Origin of the sequence: Thiospirochaeta perfilievii (assembly GCF_008329945.1) — a bacterium.
Classification (GTDB): Bacteria; Spirochaetota; Spirochaetia; order DSM-2461; family DSM-2461; genus Thiospirochaeta; species Thiospirochaeta perfilievii.
In genome coordinates this window covers 1,610,300-1,632,675 of record NZ_CP035807.1, presented here as the reverse complement: position 1 = coordinate 1,632,675, position 22,376 = coordinate 1,610,300, and the positions used below count along the sequence as shown (strand labels likewise).

Below are 22,376 nucleotides of genomic sequence, written 5' to 3'. Positions count from 1 at the left end.
TAAAAATATAGAGCTATTACAATTTATATGAAACTATGCTATATTTCTTAAGTTTATAAATTATATATGGAGGTTCTATGAACTTAGCAAACAAACTGACATTGAGTCGGATATTTATGATTCCATTATTTGTATTTTTTTTATTAAGTGGTTCTGATGTTACAACTTTAATTGCTGGAGGAATATTTATCCTAGCGTCTATAACTGACTTTTTTGATGGTTATATCGCAAGATCAAGAAATTTAGTTACAAAGTTTGGGAAATTCATGGACCCTCTAGCTGATAAGTTATTAGTACTATCTGCATTTATATGTTTAGTAGAGCTACAAATCATTCCAGGATGGGCAGTTATTATTATTATATCTAGAGAGTTAATTGTTAGTATCTTTAGAGCTATAGCAGCCTCCGATGGGATTGTTATCGCAGCAGGATCTCTAGGGAAATATAAAACAGCAACTCAGATGGTTGCTGTCATAATTTTTTGTTTTAACCCTCTAATAACAAGGGTAACTAGCTTTCCTATAGCAATGATCTTATTTTATATATGTACTATTTTAACTCTATTATCAGGATTTGATTACATCTATAGAAATAGAGCAGTTCTAAGCGAACCTAAGTAGTAAATCTCTTAATAATATTCACAAACACATCAGGTTCAAAGGGTTTAACAATCCAACCACTTGCACCTGCTGCTTTCCCCTCCATCTTTTTTGACTCCTGGGATTCAGTTGTTAAAAATAGTATGGGGGTAAACTTATGATTGTTAAGCTTTCTCACTTCCTTTATAAGAGTTATTCCATCCATGTTAGGCATATTCACATCAAAAAGAAAAACATCTATATCGCCACTATATTTACTAATTTTATTTAATGCATCAACACCATCTACTGCTAACTCTACGTTGAACCCCTCTCTTTTTAGAGTGTACTGTATAGAAGCCCTTGCTGTTGCCGAATCATCTACTGCAAATATTGTTTTCATAATCTCTCCTATTATTGTATATCTTTAAAAAAGAGTTATAGAAGAACCTGTTGTCTCTTCTATGTCCAATTCTGGAAATTCTTCCAAAATTGTAACTCTCTCTTCATCCACTGTTAAACTATCTAAAACCCTCTGTATAACTGTACCTCTAAATACATTATTATTAAGATCTCCTAATATATCCTTATCCTCTGTAATATTAATAATTATGTTTTTTAAGCTTGAGAAGATATTTATCTTTTCATACAAATTATTATCTAATTCCCGTAATTTTGCAAAAAGTTCTCTATAATTTATAATTTCACTGCTTAACTCATTAGTAAGCCTATGATACTCTTCATAGTCTTGATAAAATACTTTTTCTGTTTTTTTAAGATCGTCTCCAGAGGAGTTTAGACCCACTCTATTCTTTTGAATATTAACCTCTTGGGAGTTAAAAATATTGACTACTGTAACAATTTTTTTTGTAAGATCTTGTTGAGAACTACCAGTTTTCTCTATAACTTCCTCTAACTCAGTAAATGTAGACTCATTAAATACACTATTGCTACTATCTAGGTCTATCCTTAATTGGTTTCGTTTCTGTTCTACATTAGCTAAAAAGAGTAGGTTTTTAATCATCTCCATTTGAGGGGCAAACTTCTTTGAAAGCTGGGTCTGTTTAAGCATCAGATCCTCAATCTCTTTAAGCTTAAAAACAATATTATTTTGTTTAATCTGGTTTGTTTCTACTCTTTTAGAGACTTTCTGAATAGTATCCAAGGGTTTAGAGAAGATCTTAGAAACTAAAGATTTGTAGTTCTTATCTAAAAGACCCCGATCCTTAATAACAATATTTACTGTTTCTTCAATATTTTTTATAGGGTCTTCTAACCTACCAATCATTTTTAGAAGGTCTGTTTTTGTACGTTTTAGTTGTTTCTCGATAGTAATAAATAGAAAGTTTAGTAGTGCGATTATGTCTACATACTCTTTCGAATCTTTATCTGGCGAATTTAGTAATAAACTGTTTTGAGTTAAAACCTCTATAGACTCTTCTATATTTTTAATAATGTGATCAATTTGTTGGTGTATTATATCCTGCCCTTGAAGCATAGACATAATATTATTAATAGGCTTTTTTAGATTATTTAGATGGGAGGTACAACTATCTAATGATGTGTAAAGTTCCTTGATATCTTTTTCTAGATTATTTTGAATAGTTTTATACTTATCAGTTATATACTTGTTGTTCTCTATGCTATGTTGATTATAATCTTCTAAAATTTTTAATAATGATGATGATTGTTCTTCTAGATCTTTTCCTACACCTTTAATTGTTTTTGTACTTTTAGCTAGATCTTCAGATAACTTAACAAATTCTTCAGAGATAAATTGATAACCTCTTCCTCTCTCTCCATTTTGTTGGGCATAAACAATTGAATTTATAGCAAAAACTTTTAGTTTTTCTGATATCTCATCAACATTGATAATTCTCTTAATAGTAGTGTTTAGTTGTTCAATTGTCTCTTTAAGTTCTTTAAAAGCTTCAAGCTCTATACTCTTATTGTCATCTAAGGTTTTTATTGTCTTATTTAAGTTTTGATTAAAGTGTAGAAAAGCATCAGATTCATGACCTATAGTACATGAGTCACTAATCATCTCTTGCAACTTTGTTACAGAGTTGATGTTCTTATTAATTTTATCTTCAATCTTTGGCAGTCTATCTGCAATTTGTAAATTTACAGACTCATAACTTGTTTTATACCCAATTATATTCTGGGATAACTTTTGAAGTTGGTCTATAACGTTTTCACTATCAATTTTAACTATCTTTTTATTCATAATTTTTATCTATGTTTTAAAGTTAATTAAATAATAGTGTTTATTAGAGTTATAAACCAACTTTTTTATTTTTTTTAACTAAATAAGAAGCTTTTTATTCCTGTAAATATCATTTGGGCTGCCAGTGCTGCTAAAATTAGTCCTGTTAACTTACTAATAATAATAATTCCCCGCTTTTTAATAGCTCTCTCAATATAAGATGAAACAACTAGAATTAAACCTACAGAGATTGTTGCAGCCCCTACTGCTAGAGAACCCATTAATTTTGCATCAAAAGTTGTAAACTCTGAACCCATAACCATAATTGCACCTATTGTTGCAGGCCCTACTATAGTTGGTATTGCTAGGGGTACAACAGTAAAATCATCATCAGGATTTACATCCTTGGTTTTTTTACCCTGAATAAGGGAGACTGCAGATAAAAATAGTAACGAACCAGCTCCGATCCTAAATGCGTCTACAGTAATACCAAAAACTCTAAAGATTTGGTTCCCAAAAAATAGTAAAACCAAACTTATTAATAAAACAGAGAGAGTCGTCTTAGCTGCTAGGGCGATCCTCTCCTTCTCTTCCGCATGGTCTGTCATTGCTAAAAACATAGACAGAGCAAAAAACGGTGTGTAGAGAAAAAACATCTTAATCAATATAGTAATAAAATTCATAACAGATGTATAACATTCTTAGGGTCTTCTAGCTAGTCTTTTTAACTCTTTTAAAACGTTTTCTTTAGTTATTATTAGTATTATTACGTAAACACTAAAATAAAGTAGGGTTGTTATTATTAGCGGTATACCAAAATCAATAATTCTGTTTCCAGTATTTAATATATTAAAGATTCTATCTTTGTATCTTAAAAGTGGAATCGCCGCCAATAGGGAGAATATTGTTATCCTGATAAATGCAGGAATTGAACTCTTCATAATTGATTTAAAATTTATATCCTCTTTTTTCCCAAGAAATATAAAGTAGAGTATAGTTAATAGAGTAGATGATAAAATTGTTGCAACAGCTATACCCTGTCCCTTAAATATTGGAGCAAGGGTGAACATGAGTATTATTCCAAACACTACAGATATCACGCCTAAAATAGCCGGGGTTTTAGAGTCTTCAAGGGAGAAAAATGCTGGAGCTATAACTCTAGATAGTGCAATAAAATACAATCCTGATATATGTATTCTAAACACTTGGGATGTCATTAATACTCCCTTTTCTCCAAAGGCTCCACTTTTATATACTAGGGTTACAATCTCTGTTGAGTGAATATATGCAAATACAGTAATTGGGATAGTTAAAAATGCTATAACATTTACACTAAGTTGTAAACTTGAAGTAAAATTTCCCCAATTTTTATCTTTAGCATCCCTGGATAGAGTTGATATAAGTATAGTTCCAATGGAGACAGCAAAAATACCTAGGACTAACTCTTGTAATCTTAGAGAGTACCCTAGGGCTGAGCTAATTCCAACTCCTGTATTTAGTGCTAACATCTGCGCTACAGCTGTACTTAGCTGATAGGCTCCCATACTTGCAAGGGTAGGGGTTATAAGTCTACCTACTTTTTTTGTCCCTTTATTATTAAAAGCTTTTTTTAAGCTCGTTAGTTTAAAGCCAAAACCATTTTTTAAAATATAGGGTAGTTGAAAAGCCATCTGTGAAACACCTCCAAGGGTAATTCCAATAGCCATAGCTCTAGCTGGGTTTGCTGTAACCTTTAATTTTGTAAATAATATAGTAATAATTATGGTTATTATATTAAAAAGTATTGGGACAAAACCACCTGGTCCAAAAATATTTAGACTGTTTAGAACACCTTGGCAAAGTGCCGCTAAAGAGATAAATGCTAAGTATGGGAACATAACCCTTGTTAATAGAATTAGTTCTGGTATATCTGTGTTTTGAGCCTTAAATACCTTTACAATTATTGGAGTGAATATGATACCTAATACAACTGTAATTGTGACAATAAATGTCAGGGCTGTAAATGTGGCATTAATAAAGTCTTTAGTCTCTTTTTTATTATCATTTTTAAGATAACCTTTAAATGTAGGAATAAATGCAACAGTCATAGATGACTCAGCAAAGAGTCTTCGCAGTAGGTTTGGTATAGTAAAAGCTGCGTTAAAAGCATCATTTAATATTGCAGAACCTAGGTATTTTGCTTTTACCATCTCTCTTACTAAACCTAGGACCCTAGATCCAAGAGTAAAAATCATTAGTGTGAAAATTGATGACTTCTTCACCTTTTTTTCTATGCTCATATAATCTCCAAGGGTTTAGTATATCAGTTTTGTAGATTAAACTACAATCATGAACGATTTTGATGATCTAACACCAGATAAAATATTACGATGCGCCGAAGAGAGTTTAAATAAGAACTTCTCTGGCTATCTTCACCCTCTACCTAGTTATATAAATAGGGTGTATGAGATAGAGAGCTCCGATGGTGATAGATATATTATTAAATTTTATAGACCTGGCCGATGGAGCTTAGATGCTCTAATAGATGAGCATGACTTTATTTTAGACTGTTTAGAGGATGAAATCCCAGTCGTTCCCCCCTTAGAGTTAAATGGGGGAGGAACCATAAGCAAAGAGGGAGAAATATATTATGCTATATTTAATAAAAAATCAGGGCGTTTAATTGAGTTAAATAGTGATGATGATTGGGTTAGGCTTGGGGCAATTGTTGGCAGAATGCATAGGGTCGGAGCTTTATATGATGCTGATAATAGAGTTGTTATTCACCCTAGTCAAACTACTAAGAATGATATCGATTTTTTAATTGATAATGATTTTATACCTGACCCATATAAAACAGATTTTATTCGTTTAACAGATGTTTTATTAGATATAATTACTCCTCTTTTTGATAATGTACCTCTTCAAAGAATCCATGGAGATTGCCATGCTGGAAATATTTTAGAGAGACCAGGAGAGGGATTAATGTTAATAGATTTTGATGATATGGCTACAGGTCCTATTGTTAACGATTTGTGGTTACTACTCCCTGGATACTATCTAGACTGTCCTAAGGAGATGGAATTATTGATTGAGGGGTATAATCAATTTTCCCATTTTAATCCTAAATTTCTAAAATTAATTGAGCCATTACGGGCTATGAGAATGATATATTTTACATCCTGGTGTGCATCCCAAATAGATGATTATAAGTTCAGGCACAATTTCCCAGATTGGGGAAACCCCGGTTTCTGGGAAAAAGAGATTAACGATTTAGAGGTTCAGCTATCAATTATTCTTGAAGAACAAAAGAGTTAACTAGGGTATATAGAGGAGAGTTCCAGTATATGGTTATCTCATTTGTAGAGTAACTTGGTTCTGCATCTATATAACACTTTTGGGGAGCACTTCCGCTAAGTTTACTTTTTGCAAGGGGATCTTGAAGATTTTTATTTGGACCTCCTGATAACATCCCTGGTATAGCCTTACCCACAGTAGTAGAAGGTCTATGGTGGGGGTTCTCCATGGTTTTTGTTCCAAAACCTGAAACGTAACACTGGCTTAGTGAGTTTGAACCTAAAAGATAGTGCAGATGTCTTTGGGCCTGATCCATGTACATTTTATTTCCTGTTAGTTTTGATGCAATAACTAGTCTTAATGCGTTATCTGCTACTAACTCATTGCTCCCCCATACGTAGTTATTCTCAAGGGAGATACCAAACCCATCTTTATTACTGTTTTCACTAATAGTTTCCACTGTTTGTAAAAACTCACTTTTTAAAAGTTTGTTAAAACTCTCATCTTTATCAATTGAATCAGAGAGTATATAGGAGAGAGTCCCGTAGGTTCCCATATTTGCCCAATCTAAACCATCCCACTTATTCTTTGTAAAACTTTCAATTGCATATTTATGGTAATCTTGGTTAGATGTTGATAGAAATAACTCTATTGCCGCCCAATATCTCTCATCTCCATCCTGTTCATCCCCATACTCCCCTGTTGTAATCCCCTTAGGATTGGTAAACCCCTTAACCTTTGGATTTTTTTCTAACCATAACCAGGACTTCTCTGCAGCAAGGAGTAGTTTATTTGCATAATTAGGATCTATATCTTTAAAAACCCTGTTTGCCATAGCCATTACTCCAATAAAGTCCCCGGTTGCTGTTGAAGAAATAGGAGAGATTATTAATCCTGTAGTGTTTTTATCCGGCATAACATTTCCAATAAATGCTGGTGTAGTAACCTTGTGGTATACTCCACCACTCTCTTTATCCTGCATTTTAAGCATCCAGTCAAGTTCATATCTAATCTCTTCCAATAGGGTAGGAGTAAAATTCCCTGAGAGGATTAAGTCTGCTATAGCTTTAGCCCCTGGACCTACATATCGACCGTAGTCCCCTGCATCATGCCAGCCTCCAGAGATATCTAACTTTTTATCCGTACCATAAATTGTTGCTAGATCTGTGTGGCATGGACCATGGGCCCAATCTCCAGCTAATTCTGTAGTTAAATCTGTTCCACACCTTTGGTAATAAAACATTTTTAATAGGCTGTTGCTTAGTTCCGAATATATATTAGGTTTTATTTCAAATGGATAGGAATCCCCTAAACCATCAACTTCTATAATATATTTTCCTGTAATTATAAAATCCGAGAAGTCTCCAATATATACTTTTTCCCCAGATGCGTTATCATCTATTGTTTTTTTAAAACTCCCTCTATATAGGGTTTCTTTCTTCTTTGAATCCATAATCTTAAAGGTTGATGCCTCTTTTACAACCCTTACCTCTTTTACTCCGTTAGGGACATACCCAACTTGATTTAATGCAATAATACTCATTTCCTCTCCATTTTTATCTGTTGTAAGTGTTGTTTTATCTACTAAAATAGATAGATTATCTATAAATACAGAGTGTTGTTCTTTTGGGTTTTCTTGGAAAGATCCAATGTTAAAACATAACTTTGCAAACTCATCACTCTCCTCTTCCATGGTAAATTCATACTCAAAATTCTGGGGTTTTGTAGTTAATTGTATATCTTCTTCTAAATATGCAGTGTACGGATCGCTATCTAGCTGTATTCTTATTTGTGCCTTTCTATCAATTGTAGAATACATATTAACTCTTAATTTATATCTTCCACCCTTAATAAAGGTTAGACCTGCATAGTGCCCCTGAATATGCCACTTATCACTTCCAGCCTTATAAATTTTATACTCAACCTGTTTATTATTCTCGCTAAAAACTCCCTTGCCTGGAGGGTTAACATATAAACCCCATCTATCTAAACCATTATCTACCTGACCATTTATAATTAACTCTTGAAATTTAGGATCGATATTACTCTTTCTATTTGTAGTACAACTAAATAAAAGATTTATTAGTATAAGTACAAGAATTCCAATTTTATTCATATATAGTCCTTTTAATAGTTTTTGATAGAAACTTATTTGAATTAGTATCCTTTAGACCCCTAGATATGTCAAGAAATAAATTTATATAGCTTGATTTAATGTTGAGAAATATTCCTATAACTATTATCTTGAATGTATGGAATTATTATCACCAGCAGGTAACCCTGAAAGTTTTAAAGCAGCTTTGGATTCTGGAGCAAATGCAGTTTATCTAGGACTTCCTTGGTTTAATGCGAGAAAACCAGCAATGAATTTTACACCAGAAACATTAAAAGATAGCCTAATAGAGGCTCATGACAGGGGTGTTAAAGTATATGTAACACTAAATACCGATATTAAACCTTCGGAAATTGAGGATGCAGCAAAGGTTTTAGCCCTATTAGAATCCTTAAAGGTTGATGCAGTAATAATTAAGGATTTAGGACTCTATTATTTAGCTAAAACATGTTATCCATCCCTTGAGTTACACCTTAGTACTCAGTTTGGTATTTCAAACTCATATGCAGCAGAACAAGCAAAGAAGATAGGGGCCTCTAGGGTAATACCCGCTAGGGAGTTAAGTTTTGATGAGCTTAATAGGCTACAGTCCAGTGGATTGGATATTCCTGAAATAGAGGCCTTTGTTCAAGGTTCTATGTGTTTCTCCTTTTCCGGTAAGTGTCTATTATCAAGTTGGGTTGGTGGAAAATCCGCTAATAGAGGGGTCTGCCAAGCACCCTGTCGACTAAAATATGATTGTTGTGGTTCAGAGTTCCCATTTTTCTCTATGAAGGACTTAAATTTAGCATCAAAATTAGGTGATTTAAAACAAGCAAATATTACGTCACTAAAAATTGAAGGGCGTTTAAAGAGTCCTGGCTGGGTAGGGAGTATAACATCAATATATAATTCCGCCCTAAATGGTGAGTTAGATGAAAGTGGAGCTACAAATTCACTTTTAAGGTACTCCGGAAGGGAGATGGGTGAAGGGTTTACCACAGGGCTTAATAATTTAACAGCAATCCATAGAGCAAAATTTGGTAGTTACTTAGGGCGGGTTTTAGATGTCTATGAAGATGGGGACGACCACTATGCTGTTCTAGATATAGAGAAAAAAAGTGATGAGACATCCCTAAGGTTTGTAACTGAATCAGATGAGTTTTTAACAATAATACATCCTGATCATCTTGAATTAAATATTGATGACTCAGGAAAAAATATTATAAAGTCCAATGGGAAAATAGTTAAAGACTCCCTTGTTTATGAGGTTATTCCTGCAAGAAAAAGCCTCTCTGGCATAGGGAATATGAGGTATGATCTTGAGTTAGAGGTTTTAGATAGTGATATTGAAGTATCTGTTGTAACAGATATTGGGACTTTTAAGGATTTAGATCCATACAAAAGAGTGGTAAAAGAGAAGAGGGGAGTCTATCCCGACTCAGTATATGATAAGTTAGAAAAAAAAGTTGTTAATGGTTGGCGTCTTAACAAACTCTACTGTGAAGATATACTCTTATCTAAGACCCAGGTTAACTCTATTGTTAAAATTGTCTCTTATATTTTAGCTGTAACAATTCAAGAGAGTAACCCATTAAACAAAATTGAGTTAAGTGAAGATGTTAAGGAGTTTATTAGACCATTAGAACCTTCAACGGATAACCATAAAATTGAAGAGGTAAGGGTTAATTTTAATAACTTAAGCAGTTGTAAAAGTAAAAATATCATAATCGATGAAGTTGTGTATAATAAAAAACTATTAGATAAGGTTATTGATTTATCTAATAAAAAGAGTATAACTATATCCATATTCCCTATTAGCTTTGAAAAAGATATGGTTGAGCTTAAAGATATTGTCTCTTACCTAGAGAGGAGTCCTAATATTAATTATGAAATAAATGATATAGGGCATTATAACTTACTTCATAACTACCTAAGTATTCCTAGTTCCAGGTTAGTTGCAGGCCAAGGGTTGGCTTGTTATAATCATCTATCCTTAAAATTTCTATCTAAAGAGTTTGGTATAAACAGTCTCTCAATTCCTATGGAGTTAGATTCTAGGGGAATTACACAGCTGGTTGAAGATAATAATAGAAGTGTTAATTTAAGATTTACAACCTTATCAACTGTACCGGTTATGTACTCTAGGGTCCAATCAGAAAACTTTTCCGAGGGAGCTAGTTTTGTTGATAACATAGGGACTGAGTTTTATGTTCATAAGTATAGGGATATAAACATTTTTGTGGCAAGGGACTTTTACTCAGCAGAGGGGTGTAGAGATTTAGAAGGTCTCGAGTTTAATCAGGTTATTAGTGAGCAGGAGTGTTTAAATAAACCTGAAAATGTTAGAAGAAAATTTAACTTAGAGAGACGACTATATTAAACTATTTATGATATGGCTCATTCTTTAAAATTCTAAAACTTCGATATATCTGTTCTATAAGTATCAGTTTCATCATTTGGTGGGGGAACGTCATTTTAGAGAAACATAATTTAAAGTGACTTCTCTTCCTTACATCAGAATGAAGCCCTAAAGAACCACCAATAATAAATGTGATATGACTATATCCACCAACAGTGATCTCCTCTATCTTATTTGCTAAACCCTCAGATGTTAACTGTTTCCCTTCAAGTTCTAGAGTTATAATATAGGATGAGGGGTGTATCTTTGATAAAATCCTCGCACCCTCTCTCTTTTTTACAATTTCCATATCAGCTGGACTTAAATTTTCAGGACACTTCTCATCACTAACTTCAATGATTTCAAGTTTAGTATAAGTTGTTAACCGTTTTACAAACTCTGCAATGCCATCTTTAAGGTATCTCTCTTTTAATTTTCCAGGACCTATTATAGTTATTTTCACCTATTTAGTTCCAAAGCTTTATTGATTCCCTCTAAAACAAGGTCTGGATAAACATAATCAAATATTTTTTCATCTTTAAACAGACTACTAAAACCACCTGTTCCAATAATTATCGGTTTTTCCCCTTGAAAACTCTCAGTAGTAAACCTAGAAATAAGCTCTTTTAGTTGGCCTATTGCTCCATAATAAAGACCCGACTGTATGTTTTCTACAGTTGATCTTCCACAAACTGTTAATGGTCTTATTATCTCAACCTTAGGTAGTTTTGCTGTTCTTTGTTCTAGGGAGTCCATTGATATTCTAAGTCCTGGGAAAATTGCGCCACCTAGGTGTTCTCTGTTTTTATTAATTATATCAAATGTGGTTGCAGTACCCATATCAATTATAATGATATTCTTACCTGGATGCCTTTTAATAGAACCTATACTAGTTGCAATTCTGTCTGCCCCTAGCTCTAATGGGTTTTTATACTTAATTTTAAGCCCGGACTTTATACCAGCTCTAAGAAAAAAAGGCCTTAACTTAAAATATTTTTCACATGCACTTGCTAATGAGTGATTTTCATCTGGTACGACAGAACATATTGCTATTTGTTCTACATCTTTTGGGTCTAGTTCATTTGCAATTAATACATTTTTAAGAAAGATACCTATCTCGTCAGAAGATGAACCCTCCCTTGTTCTTTTCCTAAATCTTAATATTATCTTTTCTCCAGAGTATATTCCTCCAAATAGTTGTGTATTTCCTGCATCAATACAAAGTATCATTTAAATCTCCCTAAAAATATTAACTAGGCTTATGGCAAGCTCTTGTTTGTTTGTACAACTCTTATATACTCCATCCCTAGTATAAATTGCTGAGTAGTGACTGTTTTTATCTATAGAGGTTAAGTCATTTTGTACCACAAAATCAACCTCTCCACTTTTGAATAGTGACTCAACCTTACTCTTTATAACTTTATCTGTTGCATTTTTTGTTAGTTTGAAGCCAACTAGAGTTATTGGTCTTGTAGAGTACTTTTTCACTCTCTCAATTATTTTATAGTTAGGTTTTAATACTATGCTTAACCCTTTATTAGAGTCTAACTTAAGGTTGGGCTGGGGGAGAATTTTTACTCCATCAATTAATAGGTAGTCTACACTGTAGTCACTTACTGCTGCTAAGTGAATTACCCCATTAATGTTACCTTTACCAAGGATTTTTTCTAAGTTTCTATCTAAATCTTCAAATGTTTTATACTCTACTATTTCTACCGGACTTTTAGGTTTAACCCCTCTATAAGATGTTAATAGAGTAACTTTAAAACCATTTTCATAAAATATATCAGCTAATGTTGCCCCTGTTCTTCCTGTTGAAAAGTTAGTTATTGTTCTAACTCCATCTATAGGCTCTTCAGTCCCTCCTGCAGTAATTAGGATTTCCAAACAAGCTCCTTAATCTTTAAAAATACTGTTCCAGGATCAATAACTCTTCCCTTCCCAACATCACCACAGGCTAATAGGCCCTCTTCTGTATCAAATATGTAACAGCCATACTCTTCTAATTCTTTTATTGATTTTTGTACCCTAGGGTGGTTTAACATTTCCACATTCATTCCTGGTGCCAAAAGGTAGGGTTTCTTAAAGTTATTTGCTAGATATGTTGCGCCTATTAGGTCGTCAGATAGGCCACAATTTAACCTATTTAAGGTATTTGCACTTACAGGGTAAGTTATAAACAGGTCTGCCCATTTTGCTAGATTTATATGGTCCATCATCTCCCCTTTGGTAAAGGTTGAAACTTTTACAGGTCTACCTGATATTCCTTCTAAAGTGGCCTCCCCTATAAATCTTAGTCCTGCTTCACTTGCAACACACTGTACACTGTATCCACTTTTTACCAGGGTAGAGAGTAGGGTTCCAGCTTTAAATGCTGCGATTGAGCCTGTTATTTGTAAAACTATATTACCTTTTGACATTGTCTATTAACCTCACATTTCCTAGTGAGGCTGCAACTAGGAGTCTTCCTTCCATCTCTTCCAAATAGTCTACAACAAAACCAAGGGATTCCAACTCTCTCTTCATACTCTCTAGGCTTTTATTAGATGATATAATTCTATATAAATTAGGAGCTTTTAATCTATTTTCTGGAGTCAATAGCTTATTTCTACTTGAAAATGCAAGACCATCTAACTCCCTAACTAAAGTACATGGAACAATATTACAATCTAAAAATAGAGCCCTCACCATACCTTTAATTAGATAGTACTGTTGCCAATCCTTCTCCCCAAAATAGGCGTTATCACACTTTATAATATTTAGTAGTTTTAATACTACAGTTAATACTCCATCAAAGTGTCCCTCTCTGTGGGCTCCGCAAAATTTTCTACTTAACTCGCTCTCTGTTAGCTTATATTTGTAGTCGTCTGGGTATATCATCTCCCTAGAAGGAAGGAAAACATAGTCACAACCTGCACTCTGTAACATTTGTAAATCTGAATCCAGGGTAATTGGGTAGTTTTTAAGGTCATTGGCGTCATTAAACTGGGTATGATTTATAAAAATTGAGCATACAGTAACATCATTTTCAGATACTGACCTCTTAATTAAACTTATATGACCCTTATGTAGGGCACCCATAGTTGGAACAAATCCTATACTTTTTTTACCCTTTAAGTTCTCCTTATAAAGATTATTCCAATCCTCTATACTTTCAACTACTTTAGCCACCGTAACTCTCTCCTTCTCCTGGGAACTCCCCAGACTTTACACATGAGTCATACTCATTTAATGCAGACTTTACTAAATTAGCTCCATCAATAAATTTTCTAACAAACTTTGGAGTATAACCAGTATTAAATCCAAGCATATCTTGGAGTACTAAAACCTGTCCATCAGTATTCCCCCCAGCCCCAATTCCTATTGTGGGAATGTTTAAGGCCTGGGAAACCCTCCTGCCTGCAGAGTCAGGGATACACTCTAACACTATGGAGAAACAACCTAACTCTTCTAGCTTCTTTCCATCTTCTATTAACTTTAGTACAGCTTCTTCTGTTTTGCTCTGCAGCTTAAAACCTCCAAAACTATTAAATGATTGGGGGGTTAAACCTAGGTGTCCCATAACTGGAATCCCTGACTCAACAAGATACTTTATAGTCATCTCATGTCCAGTAACACCCTCAATTTTAATTGCATTAGCTCCAGCTTTCATTAAACGACCAGCTGATTCTAATACAGAGTTTATACTTTTTCTGTGGGATAAAAATGGCATATCTGCAATTATGAATTTTGTAGGAGCTCCCTTTCTTACTGCAGCTGTATGAAGTGCCATTAATTCGATATCTGCTGGTAGTGTAGAGTTAAAACCGTGTACAACCATAGCAAGGCTATCTCCAACAAGTATAGCGTCAATATCTGACTGTTCAATTATAGTTGCAGTCCAATAGTCATAACAAGTAACTACTGATATGCTCTTTTCTGCTTTTTTATATTTATCAAAATCTTTTATATTCATCTTTTTCTCCCTTTGTATATAGAGTTAAACATCTTATATACCCTCTTCCATGATCTATCTTTTAATGCGGAGATATTCTTTTTAATTGTTAATTTATCCCCTCTTTTTATAGGGCCTGTTAATGCGTTAACATGATCTGTCATAATATTTGTGCAAACCTGGTTTAGGTAGGGGTTTAACACCTTTTTAGGTAGTTTTAAATCATCGGTAAATCCATCTATTACTTTTTGCCATAATATTGTGGTGAAATTACCTCCTATAACACACAGGGCGTGGTATAACTCTTTTTGTGACTTATCTATTGTGTAATAACAATTTTTTAACTCTGGGAAAATCTCTCTAAATTTCTCAATAGTTTCACAACCAATAAATGGGATTTCTCTATAACTCTCTAAGGAGTATAAGTCTTCCCCAAAGGTCATTAGTGGATGAAATCCATAGGTTCCATCAACAGTTATAGATCCTGAAAAATGAACTAGAGTTTTCTCTTTTAATTTTGGGTTTTGACTGATGAAATTTTCAATATTAGAGTCCTTAATAACTATTAGAACTATCCTACACTCTTTAAGAATCTCCCAAGGATTTTCTTGGTTCTCCTTCCTGCTCCAGTGTAGATATTCTATGCCTTCAAGGTCTAGAAATTTTTTTAAGTGGTTTGCAAGTAGGCCGTTTCCTACTAAACCATAGCGGGTTGTTTTCATGGTACCTGTCCTTTAGAATCAAGTCCTTCTATTATAAATTAAAGCTTATGTCACCTTTCAAATAGAATAGATGCAATTTTATTCTATTAATAGATAGAATAAATGTCAATCAAGATTGAATGATTGGTTAGTTGACCATATAATATAAGTATGAAAGTTTTTCTAATTGTTTTATTCTCTGTTTTAATTACCTCTTGTAGTAATATATCCTTAGAGACAGATCCAATTATTGTAAAAACAATTAGAAATGGAGAGGTTCTTTCTGAAGGGGATACTTTTGATATTACCTTTTTAAAGAGTAGTGACTCTGTACTGGTTAATCCCACATCTGCAAAAATAGAGATTTCATACAATAACTCAAGAAGCCTAGGTGATAATGAGTTTCAAGATGTCGATCCAATAAATTTTGATCTAGATTTTATTCAAAACGAAGAGGTTTCTCCGACATTTAAAATTTCTTCAGACTTCAAAAATGGATTATACTCTCTATTTGTTAATATTTATGAAGACGATGAAATTATAAGTAGTTTTAACTCCCAATTTATAGTCTATTCTGGTGAGTTAAGAGGGGATGTTGTTGGTATATTCCCCAATAAAAATCTCTACTCTAAATCAGTTGCCATATTAGAAAGTAAAATCCATCATGATATAAGTATAGATCCATATTTAGTATGGAAATTAGACGGAACTATAATAAAAGAGGGGTACCTATCCCAAGGGGTTAATAAACTTTTATGGGATACAGAGGAGCTTTATGGTTTTATAGATATCTCATTAGATCTATTACCATATAAATTAGATGATGTTACTCACCCCTCAAGAAACAGTGTTAATTTTTCTTTTATTGTTAATCCACTATATAAATCCCTCTATAGTGAAGCAGATTTAAGCCCCTATTATAAGTCTCTATTCTTTAATGGAAATTATTATGATGAACTTAATAAAGATCTTTATATCGAGAATTATGGAGAAAAACTTCCTAACTATGTTGATCGTTTTTATGGTATGACAACAGGACCATCTAGGGGGTTTAAGAGTAATGATTCTATATTTCCAGTAGACAAAGTTAGTGGGGACCTTCTTAATTTCTCAGTTATTTTAGATTTTATGCCTCTTTTACCAGATGATGGTAACATTTTTACAACTCAATATAAAAACTTAATTAACAGATTATATATAGAGAATGGTTCTATTTTACACTCCTTTGGTTATACAGATGATATTAGTAGTGAAATCCTTGGGATTGTTGATATAAATGATCCTCAACACCTTGTTATAAGCTTTATAAGGAGTCCTAATGGATATAAGGTTCTCTACTACTTAGATGGGGAGTTAATTAGGGAGAGTTTTTGGGAATTCTCTTTAACTGAGCTTAATGATGGAGTGTTTGACTCTTTTATTTTTGGTGGGGATATGGATTTTTCTGGAGCATCCACGTTAGTTGATACTTTTAATGTCTATTATTTAGATGAACAGGCTAATAATAATATATATCCTGATAATTATAGTGATTCAATTCCAGAAAAAGAGTCCTATATAGTTTTAGAAGGGTTTAACTCTGTAACTCTTCCGCAGAACTTTAGTGGAAATGGTTCTATAGATGGGGAGATCCTTTCTATGGCTGCAGGCTCCATTCTTAGTTTCTCGGAGATCCTATTTGATGATATTGATAGTAAAATAAACATAAAAGTATTAGGAGATAGTAGGTATACTCTTGCACTCTATAATGATGATGTTGTGGTTTATGAAGGTGAGTTAGTTGGAGAGAGTACACTCTCTCTTATAGGAAGAAGTTTGTATATAGACTCTACTCTAGTTACTGAAGTTACTAGTAACTACAACCGTTTTGATGTTAAAGCTATAGATAGTTGTAGTATAGATTCTCTCTTTTTAGAGTCCATAGGTAACACAGTTGAGTAATAAGTGTAAACTAAGTGTTCTGTTTATAACACTGTTATTCATTGTCTCATGTAAAAGTAATAAGATGCCATTATGGGTAACGAACCCTCCTTTAGATGATGAACTAAATATATATATTGTAGGTTCTGGTAATGACGAAGAGATAAATTTATCAGTTATTAACCAACTATATGAGCGTTTTGAGATTAAGGATAATCCATATTTTACAAATCTACTTTTATCATATTTAAATGAACCAGATGAAGATAATGTCTCGATACTAGATCGATGGAAAAGTGATGTTATGGAGTATGTTTTAGTTAGGATTAAAAGGAGCTTTTTCTCACCTATCTTAGAGTTATACACGGTTCGATATGATGAAATGGTTAATTACCGTAGTGAGTATGAAGTTTTAGCTGATGAGTACTTTGAAGCTGGGGATTATTTTTCAGCATTTAATCTATATAAAAAGTCTCTAGAAAAAATGCTTCTAGAAGATGATGAGTTTTTTACACCGTCAATCTTAAAAAATATTGATAAGATTAAAAATATTTTAAATGTTCTAACATATTCCAATATCCAACTCTTTAAAGAGCTAATTATAGATAAGCCCATAGATACACAGCAGTTCTCCTTTGATGTGGGGGGTGAAGAATCAATAAATTTAGATGGGTTTATCTATACTGTAGAGTTTATGGAGGGGTGGAATAATAGGGTTAGTAGAGCCCGAATACCTATTAGGGGAAATAGCTTGTTATTTATTCCTCCTATTCCTAAAAAAAGTGGTATTTCCACACTTACTTCTAAAATCCTTTTAGATGAACTTATAGAAATATTAAGTATTAACCCATCAAATAACTCTTTAGTTAATTCTCTTTTAGAATTTAAAGAGTATATTAATGGTATCGTATCGACATCAACTATAACCTTTGATTTTCAAGTTAGATCTGATTTAAACTTTTTCCCTAAGTTAATTGCCTTTGAAAATGAGTTTGTTCAAGAGGGTGTTTTGCGTTTTTTACTAAATGTAGGAGATCAACCTATAGAGTCTCCTCTACTAAAAAAAGATATGGAATTTATAACTTATGTTAGAGATGTTAACTCAATTACAAACAATGAGTATCAATATTTAATTTTCTCAGAGGATCTTATGAGAGAAACTATACCATTTGATGATGATGGTATAGTTATTAAAATGAGTACAACCTTCTCTTTAGTTGACTTGCAAAGTAGTTTTATAATTGAAACCCAGAGTGTTAGTAGCGAGTTTATAGGGCGTATAGGAGAAGAGGATTTAGCCTATTTAGACCTTGGTCTTAAAATTGGGGAAGTTATAAATAAAATAAAGTTTTAACAACTTGTTATCTTTGAATCTTTAAACAGTTAAATATTTGTTATATTCTGTCGGTTATGAAGAACTTTAATTATGATACAGAGGATCTTGTTGTTGCGTTAGCCACACCCTGGGCGGAGAGTGCCCTAGCAATTATTAGGACTAGTGGCCCAGGCTCAATAGAGGCAACAGCAAAAATCTTTTCAGATAGAGATATATTAGTAAAATCAGAACACAATAAGATGAACTATGGATTTATTATAGACCCTACTTCGAGTAGTAAAATTGATGAAGTTATGGTTGCTGTTTTTAGAGCTCCCAACGGTTTTACAGGTCAAGACAGTACAGAGGTTTACTGCCACGGAAGTCTTCCTGGGATTAAAAAGATTTTAGATGCTTTTAAGCAGGTTGGGTTTAGAGATGCTTCCCCAGGGGAGTTTACTTTTAGAGCTTTTGCCAGTGGTAAAATGGATTTAACAAGAGCCGAAGCTGTTCAGGACATTGTTTCAGCAAAATCTACAGAGGCTCAGTCCATGGCACTTAATAGACTTTCTGGTGGGATAGAAACTAAAATAAATGAAATTAAAGGTTTGATTTTAAGAACCGTTTCTGCAATTGAGATACAACTTGATTATCCAGAGGATGAGGGTGGTTTAGCCCATGTCCCTATAAATGATGTTTTGTTAGCAGAAGATATGATAAAAAAATTATTAGCTACCTATAGCGCTGGTAGAGTCTATAAAGAGGGGGTGAAAGTTGTACTTGCAGGTAAGACCAATGCTGGAAAATCATCTCTTTTTAACCTTTTTTTAAGGGAGGACAGATCCATTGTTTCAGAAGTTCATGGAACAACTAGGGACTATTTAGAGTCATGGATCTCCTTAGGGGGGATCCCTATAAAGATATTTGATACAGCCGGAATTAGAGAGGCTGTAGATAGTGTTGAAATTGAAGGTATAAAACGAACTCAAAATATTATAGAAAATGCAGATATTATTATATATCTTGTTGATGGTTCAAAGGGACTAAGTGAAGATGAAGTTGAAAGCTTTAATATGCTAAAAAGCAGAAGTAACTTTATACCTCTATGGAGTAAAATAGATCTGGAGGGGATTGTTCCTCCAAAAGATTTTTTTGGTATTAGCACCGTTAACCACGAAGGATTCTCCCAATTAGAGGATATAATAAAAGATAAGGTTTTTAAGGGAAATTATATACAGGGAAATGATGCTGTTTTAGACTCAGAACGTCAAAAAATACTACTTGAAAAGTGTTTAGAAGAGCTTCAATTATTTCGAAATGGGATGGAGTCTGGGATCGCCCTTGATCTGGTTGCCCAGGATATAAAGGAAGCTTTGGATTGTCTTGGTGAAATAACCGGAGAAATTACAACAACTGATATACTGGAAAATATGTTCTCCCAGTTTTGTGTAGGAAAGTAAAATATGGATTATGATGCAATAGTAATAGGTGCAGGGCACGCAGGGATTGAGGCTTCTTTAGCCCTTTCAAGAATGGGTTTTAAAACTATGGTAATAACCCAAAATTTGGATCAAATAGGTAAATTATCCTGTAATCCTGCTGTTGGTGGTTTAGCCAAGGGAAATATGGTTCGGGAAATTGATGCATTAGGTGGGCAGATGGCTAAACTTATAGATGCATCTATGATCCAATTTAGAATCCTAAATCAGAGTAGAGGCCCAGCAGTTCAAGCTCCTAGGGCTCAAGCTGATAGATTTTTATATCAAACCCTGGCAAAAAAGAGTTTAGAGAGCCAAAAAGGGTTAGCCATTTTCCAGGATACTGTTACAGAATTAATACTCTCTGAAGATAAAAAAAGCTGCCAAGGTGTAAAAACAGAGAGGGGGAATATAATTACAGCTAGAACTGTAATTATATCAGCTGGGACATTTATGGATGGAAAGATTTTTATTGGAAAATATACAGCCCAGGAAGGTCGTTTAGGAGAGTTAGCTGCAATAGGATTAGGGGACTTCTTAAGAAAGCACGGGTTTGCAATGGGACGTATGAAGACTGGAACCCCTGCTAGAATTAGAAGATCAACAATCGACTTTAGTAAAATGGAAGAGCAGGGTGGGGATAATACAATGTACCCATTTTCATTTGATTATGATGAGATTAAAGATAGACCCTATGCACCATGCTTTATTACATATACTAATGAAAAAACCCATAAGATAATTGATAAAAATATGCACTTATCCCCTCTGTATGGAGGAGACATTGTTGGTAAAGGTCCAAGATACTGCCCATCTATAGAGGATAAAGTTACCAGATTTCCAGATAGAGAGAGGCATCAAATATTTATAGAGCCTGAGGGGTTAAATACAGAAGAGATGTATATGAATGGAATATCATCATCTTTGCCAGAAAAAGTTCAAGAAGAGTTTATTAGAACTTTACCAGGACTGGAAAATGTAGAAATTATGCGTCCTGGTTATGCTGTTGAGTATGACTATATTGACCCAACAACTCTATATCCTACTATGGAGTCTAAACACGTATCAGGTTTATATTTTGCAGGTCAGACAAATGGGACTTCAGGTTACGAAGAAGCTGGTGTTCAAGGTTTAATGGCTGGTATAAATGCTGGGTTAAAGATGAATGGGGAGGAACCATTGATCTTAAACCGTTCAGAAGCCTATGCAGGTGTTCTTATTGATGACATAGTAACACTAGGTACAGATGAACCCTACCGAATGTTCACTTCTAGGGCGGAATATCGTCTAAATTTAAGACACGATGCTGCGGATATAAGACTTTTTGAAAAGGGTGAGAAGGCTGGGCTAAGGTCTAAAGAGGATGTTGAGAAATTTAGAGAGAAGGTTAAGAATATTGATGCTATAAAAGACCTTCTTAGGGAGAGTCGGATTAAAAAAGAGCTGTTAACTGATGTTATTAAGGAGAACGCCCTAGGGAAAACTCTATATGATGTTGTAAAAGACCCAGCGATAACTATAACAGAATTAAAGAAGGTTGTACCATCTTTAAATAACTACTCTACACCACTACTTAATCATGTCGAGTTAGATATTAAGTATGAGGGATATATAGTTAAACAAAACCAGCAGGTTAATAAGTTTATGAAGATGGAGAGTGTTAAAATACCTGTAGATTTTGATTTTAGCTCTATTGAAGGACTATCCAATGAATCAAGGGAGAAGCTTATTAAAATTAAACCTTTAAGTGTAGGGCAAGCGTCTAGAATCTCAGGTGTTAGAACCTCGGATATTGCTGTATTGTTATTGGTGTTAGGAAAGGGTGGTAAAAAGTAGTGTCAGTTTTAATTGATGGTTTAAAAAGCTTAAATATTGATTACTCTAATGAGCAGCTAGAGTTGATAAATGATTATATTGATGAAGTTATGCTCTTTAATCCAAAATATGGTCTAGTTAATGCTAGTGGGGATACCTTTGTAATTAAACACATTTTAGACTCCCTTTCTGGGGTTCTTTCTATAAAAGAGTTTGGTCCTAAAAAAATAGCAGATGTTGGTTCCGGTGGAGGTTTCCCAGGAATCCCTTTAGCTATTTTTTTCCCTGAAGTGGAATTTCACCTAATAGAGAGATCGGGGAAACGGTGTAACTTTCTTAGAAATGCAGTTTTAACCCTAGGTCTTAAGAATGTAATAATTAGAGAGTCCGCTGTAGAAGATATAACAGAGCGCTTTGATTTAGTTACATTTAGAGCGTTTACTCCCATGGAAGTACCTATAACAGAGTGTCTATTATCTTTGTTAAATAATAACGGTCAGATATTTGCCTATAAGGGGCGTAAAGAGACAATAGTAGAGGAGCTTAATGTTATTGCAAGTCTTATATCATTTAGTGATATTATTCCGGTTAAGGTTCCATTTTTAGTGGACGAGAGACATTTTCTTATCTTAAAGTAGATACGATTTGCCTCTCTTCCTT

At 33.7% G+C, this 22,376-nt stretch carries 20 protein-coding genes; 8 read left to right on the top strand and 12 right to left on the bottom strand.

Annotated features, from left to right (window positions below):
• Positions 1 to 77 precede the first annotated feature (77 nt).
• Positions 78 to 620 (top strand): CDP-diacylglycerol--glycerol-3-phosphate 3-phosphatidyltransferase, encoded by a 543-nt coding sequence (gene pgsA, locus EW093_RS07390; protein ID WP_149567778.1) that lies wholly within the window; start codon positions 78 to 80, stop codon positions 618 to 620.
• Here the strand turns inward: pgsA and EW093_RS07385 are convergent.
• The 4 genes from EW093_RS07385 to murJ form a co-directional block, all read right to left on the bottom strand.
• Positions 613 to 981: a response regulator gene (locus tag EW093_RS07385; protein ID WP_149567777.1), complete on the bottom strand. Its 369-nt coding sequence runs from the start codon at positions 979 to 981 to the stop codon at positions 613 to 615. The genes pgsA and EW093_RS07385 overlap by 8 nt on opposite strands.
• Positions 982 to 1,005: 24 nt before the next feature.
• The gene (locus EW093_RS07380; protein ID WP_149567776.1) at positions 1,006 to 2,805 is read right to left on the bottom strand and encodes a methyl-accepting chemotaxis protein; all 1,800 of its coding nucleotides are present in this window, start codon (positions 2,803 to 2,805) and stop codon (positions 1,006 to 1,008) included.
• Between the two features lie 74 nt (positions 2,806 to 2,879).
• The gene (locus tag EW093_RS07375) at positions 2,880 to 3,467 is read right to left on the bottom strand and encodes a MarC family protein (RefSeq protein WP_149567775.1); all 588 of its coding nucleotides are present in this window, start codon (positions 3,465 to 3,467) and stop codon (positions 2,880 to 2,882) included.
• A gap of 18 nt (positions 3,468 to 3,485) precedes the next feature.
• Complete coding sequence (gene murJ / locus EW093_RS07370) at positions 3,486 to 5,063, bottom strand: murein biosynthesis integral membrane protein MurJ (RefSeq protein WP_149567774.1); 1,578 nt, start codon at positions 5,061 to 5,063, stop codon at positions 3,486 to 3,488.
• 49 nt (positions 5,064 to 5,112) lie between these two features.
• Between murJ and EW093_RS07365 the strand changes: the two genes are divergently transcribed.
• Positions 5,113 to 6,081 carry a serine/threonine protein kinase gene (locus EW093_RS07365; RefSeq protein ID WP_149567773.1) on the top strand — a complete coding sequence of 323 codons (969 nt, stop codon included), beginning with the start codon at positions 5,113 to 5,115 and terminating at the stop codon, positions 6,079 to 6,081.
• Here the strand turns inward: EW093_RS07365 and EW093_RS07360 are convergent.
• Entirely contained in the window at positions 6,056 to 8,176 is a 2,121-nt protein-coding gene (locus EW093_RS07360) for a glycoside hydrolase family 9 protein (RefSeq protein WP_149567772.1), read from the bottom strand. The two genes, EW093_RS07365 and EW093_RS07360, sit on opposite strands and share 26 nt — an antisense overlap.
• Before the next feature lie 136 nt (positions 8,177 to 8,312).
• On the opposite strand from EW093_RS07360, the gene EW093_RS07355 reads away from it, so the two are divergent.
• Positions 8,313 to 10,535 (top strand): peptidase U32 family protein, encoded by a 2,223-nt coding sequence (locus EW093_RS07355; protein WP_149567771.1) that lies wholly within the window; start codon positions 8,313 to 8,315, stop codon positions 10,533 to 10,535.
• Position 10,536: 1 nt separating this feature from the next.
• Here EW093_RS07355 and rlmH read toward each other — a convergent pair whose 3' ends face one another.
• From rlmH to EW093_RS07320, 7 genes are read right to left on the bottom strand one after another with little or no spacing between them, the layout of a single operon-like run.
• Positions 10,537 to 11,016 (bottom strand): 23S rRNA (pseudouridine(1915)-N(3))-methyltransferase RlmH, encoded by a 480-nt coding sequence (rlmH, locus tag EW093_RS07350; RefSeq protein ID WP_149567770.1) that lies wholly within the window; start codon positions 11,014 to 11,016, stop codon positions 10,537 to 10,539.
• On the bottom strand, positions 11,013 to 11,783 hold the full coding sequence (locus EW093_RS07345; protein ID WP_149567769.1) for a type III pantothenate kinase: 771 nt from the start codon (positions 11,781 to 11,783) through the stop codon (positions 11,013 to 11,015). Before EW093_RS07345 ends, rlmH begins: the two co-directional genes overlap by 4 nt.
• Positions 11,784 to 12,440, bottom strand: a complete 657-nt coding sequence (locus tag EW093_RS07340; RefSeq protein WP_149567768.1) for a phosphopantothenoylcysteine decarboxylase domain-containing protein — start codon at positions 12,438 to 12,440, stop codon at positions 11,784 to 11,786.
• Positions 12,428 to 12,973 carry a flavoprotein gene (locus EW093_RS07335; protein ID WP_149567767.1) on the bottom strand — a complete coding sequence of 182 codons (546 nt, stop codon included), beginning with the start codon at positions 12,971 to 12,973 and terminating at the stop codon, positions 12,428 to 12,430. The genes EW093_RS07340 and EW093_RS07335 overlap by 13 nt, the downstream gene beginning before the upstream one ends.
• Positions 12,960 to 13,724, bottom strand: a complete 765-nt coding sequence (gene panC, locus EW093_RS07330; RefSeq protein WP_223111665.1) for a pantoate--beta-alanine ligase — start codon at positions 13,722 to 13,724, stop codon at positions 12,960 to 12,962. Before panC ends, EW093_RS07335 begins: the two co-directional genes overlap by 14 nt.
• Complete coding sequence (gene panB, locus EW093_RS07325; protein ID WP_149567766.1) at positions 13,717 to 14,508, bottom strand: 3-methyl-2-oxobutanoate hydroxymethyltransferase; 792 nt, start codon at positions 14,506 to 14,508, stop codon at positions 13,717 to 13,719. The genes panC and panB overlap by 8 nt, the downstream gene beginning before the upstream one ends.
• A complete protein-coding gene (locus tag EW093_RS07320) occupies positions 14,505 to 15,209 on the bottom strand; it encodes a DUF2520 domain-containing protein (RefSeq protein ID WP_149567765.1) in 705 nt (234 codons plus the stop codon). The genes panB and EW093_RS07320 overlap by 4 nt, the downstream gene beginning before the upstream one ends.
• 150 nt (positions 15,210 to 15,359) lie before the next feature.
• Between EW093_RS07320 and EW093_RS07315 the strand changes: the two genes are divergently transcribed.
• The 5 genes from EW093_RS07315 to rsmG are packed head-to-tail and all read left to right on the top strand — an operon-like array spanning position 15,360 to position 22,354.
• Positions 15,360 to 17,129, top strand: coding sequence for a hypothetical protein (locus EW093_RS07315; protein ID WP_149567764.1), 1,770 nt, complete (start codon positions 15,360 to 15,362; stop codon positions 17,127 to 17,129).
• The gene (locus tag EW093_RS07310) at positions 17,122 to 18,462 is read left to right on the top strand and encodes a hypothetical protein (RefSeq protein WP_149567763.1); all 1,341 of its coding nucleotides are present in this window, start codon (positions 17,122 to 17,124) and stop codon (positions 18,460 to 18,462) included. Before EW093_RS07315 ends, EW093_RS07310 begins: the two co-directional genes overlap by 8 nt.
• A gap of 56 nt (positions 18,463 to 18,518) precedes the next feature.
• Positions 18,519 to 19,883, top strand: a complete 1,365-nt coding sequence (mnmE, locus tag EW093_RS07305; protein WP_149567762.1) for a tRNA uridine-5-carboxymethylaminomethyl(34) synthesis GTPase MnmE — start codon at positions 18,519 to 18,521, stop codon at positions 19,881 to 19,883.
• A gap of 3 nt (positions 19,884 to 19,886) precedes the next feature.
• On the top strand, positions 19,887 to 21,737 hold the full coding sequence (gene mnmG / locus EW093_RS07300; protein WP_149567761.1) for a tRNA uridine-5-carboxymethylaminomethyl(34) synthesis enzyme MnmG: 1,851 nt from the start codon (positions 19,887 to 19,889) through the stop codon (positions 21,735 to 21,737).
• Positions 21,737 to 22,354 carry a 16S rRNA (guanine(527)-N(7))-methyltransferase RsmG gene (rsmG, locus tag EW093_RS07295; RefSeq protein ID WP_149567760.1) on the top strand — a complete coding sequence of 206 codons (618 nt, stop codon included), beginning with the start codon at positions 21,737 to 21,739 and terminating at the stop codon, positions 22,352 to 22,354. The genes mnmG and rsmG overlap by 1 nt, the downstream gene beginning before the upstream one ends.
• Positions 22,355 to 22,376 lie beyond the last annotated feature (22 nt).